2 tRNA genes and 2 rRNA genes (1 of these 4 cut by a window edge) are annotated in these 2500 nt (G+C 52.0%); all 4 read left to right on the forward strand.

The features are described from left to right. Positions 1–8: 8 nt before the first annotated feature. Positions 9–1508 (forward strand): 16S ribosomal RNA (locus JGK07_RS32680). Between the two features lie 113 nt (positions 1509–1621). Then, positions 1622–1695 (forward strand) — tRNA-Ile (locus JGK07_RS32685). A gap of 86 nt (positions 1696–1781) precedes the next feature. Beyond that, positions 1782–1854: transfer RNA gene (locus JGK07_RS32690), tRNA-Ala, on the forward strand. 135 nt (positions 1855–1989) lie between these two features. After that, a 23S ribosomal RNA gene (locus JGK07_RS32695) occupies positions 1990–2500 on the forward strand; it runs 2393 nt beyond the window's last position. The 16S and 23S rRNA genes sit together here with 2 tRNA genes alongside, the layout of an rRNA operon.

Genomic DNA, 2500 nt, shown 5'->3' on the forward strand with positions numbered 1-2500 from the left:
AACAATCCAACACGGAGAGTTTGATCCTGGCTCAGGATGAACGCTGGCGGTCTGCTTAACACATGCAAGTCGAACGGAGTAGAAATACTTAGTGGCGGACGGGTGAGTAACGCGTGAGAATCTGGCTTCAGGACGGAGACAACAGTTGGAAACGACTGCTAACCCCCGATGTACCGAAAGGGAAAATATTTATAGCCTGAAGATGAGCTCGCGTCCGATTAGCTAGTTGGAGAGGTAAAAGCTCACCAAGGCGACGATCGGTAGCTGGTCTGAGAGGACGATCAGCCACACTGGGACTGAGACACGGCCCAGACTCCTACGGGAGGCAGCAGTGGGGAATTTTCCGCAATGGGCGAAAGCCTGACGGAGCAAGACCGCGTGGGGGAAGAAGGCTCTTGGGTTGTAAACCCCTTTTCTCTGGGAAGAAAGTTGTGAAAGCAGCCTGACGGTACCAGAGGAATCAGCATCGGCTAACTCCGTGCCAGCAGCCGCGGTAAGACGGAGGATGCAAGCGTTATCCGGAATGATTGGGCGTAAAGCGTCCGCAGGTGGCAGTTCAAGTCTGCTGTCAAAGACCGGGGCTTAACCTCGGAAAGGCAGTGGAAACTGAACAGCTAGAGTATGGTAGGGGCAAAGGGAATTCCTGGTGTAGCGGTGAAATGCGTAGAGATCAGGAAGAACATCGGTGGCGAAGGCGCTTTGCTGGACCATAACTGACACTCAGGGACGAAAGCTAGGGGAGCGAATGGGATTAGATACCCCAGTAGTCCTAGCCGTAAACGATGGATACTAGGTGTTGTCTGTATCGACCCGGACAGTGCCGTAGCTAACGCGTTAAGTATCCCGCCTGGGGAGTACGCACGCAAGTGTGAAACTCAAAGGAATTGACGGGGGCCCGCACAAGCGGTGGAGTATGTGGTTTAATTCGATGCAACGCGAAGAACCTTACCAGGACTTGACATGTCGCGAATCTTCTTGAAAGGGAAGAGTGCCTTCGGGAGCGCGAACACAGGTGGTGCATGGCTGTCGTCAGCTCGTGTCGTGAGATGTTGGGTTAAGTCCCGCAACGAGCGCAACCCTCGTGTTTAGTTGCCATCATTAAGTTGGGCACTCTAAACAGACTGCCGGTGACAAACCGGAGGAAGGTGGGGATGACGTCAAGTCAGCATGCCCCTTACGTCCTGGGCTACACACGTACTACAATGGTAGGGACAGAGGGCAGCCAACCCGCGAGGGCGAGCTAATCCCGTAAACCCTGCCTCAGTTCAGATTGCAGGCTGCAACTCGCCTGCATGAAGGCGGAATCGCTAGTAATCGCAGGTCAGCATACTGCGGTGAATCCGTTCCCGGGCCTTGTACACACCGCCCGTCACACCATGGAAGTTGGCCACGCCCGAAGTCATTACTCTAACCTTTCGAGGAGGAGGATGCCGAAGGCAGGGCTGATGACTGGGGTGAAGTCGTAACAAGGTAGCCGTACCGGAAGGTGTGGCTGGATCACCTCCTTTTAGGGAGACCATCTGAGAAACTACCGAACCTAAAGAAGAGGTAGCAATCAGTATCCCTGGTCGTTCGAGAAATAGATGTCAAAGCTTTCAAACTATTAACTGGTTCGGGAAATGGGCTATTAGCTCAGTTGGTTAGAGCGCACCCCTGATAAGGGTGAGGTCCCTGGTTCAAATCCAGGATGGCCCACCTGGAAAAAAGTGATGAATTTGAAGTAATGAGCGACGAATGAAAATTCAGGACTCAGGCGCTCAAAAAACAGGCACTTGCTTAGTGGGGGTATAGCTCAGTTGGTAGAGCGCCTGCCTTGCACGCAGGAAGTCAGCGGTTCGAGTCCGCTTACCTCCACTCTCACTAATGCTGGAGTCTAGAACTCTAGTCAGAACCTTGAAAACTGCATAGAAATTAAGTCATCATCAAGCTTAGTAAGTAATCCGATGCGTCGGAAAATCTGAGAAGCAGACCACCATCAAAGAAGAAAGTGGTCAAGTTACAAAGGGCTAACGGTGGATACCTAGGCACACAGAGGCGAAGAAGGACGTGGCGACCGACGATAAGCTCCGGGGAGCTGGAAGCAAGCATTGATCCGGAGATGTCCGAATGGGGCAACCCAGTAAGCATCAGTTGAATACATAGACTGATTGCGGCGAACCCAGCGAATTGAAACATCTTAGTAGCTGGAGGAAGAGAAAGCAATAGCGATTTCCCAAGTAGTGGTGAGCGAACGGGAAACAGCCTAAACCAGAGGTTTTTACTTTTGGGGTCGTGGGACAGTCAATTAACGTATCTTCAAGCTAGACAAAGCAGTTGAAAGCTGCACCAGAGAAGGTGAAAGTCCTGTAGTCGAAAGTAGAAAAGAGCGTGACTGTATCCCGAGTAGCACGGGGCCCGTGAAATCCCGTGTGAATCAGCGAGGACCATCTCGTAAGGCTAAATACTACTGTGTGACCGATAGTGAACCAGTACCGCGAGGGAAAGGTGAAAAGAACCCCGG

This window comes from Microcoleus sp. PH2017_24_DOB_U_A (assembly GCF_020738205.1).
In the GTDB taxonomy this organism is placed as follows: domain Bacteria; phylum Cyanobacteriota; class Cyanobacteriia; order Cyanobacteriales; family Microcoleaceae; genus Microcoleus.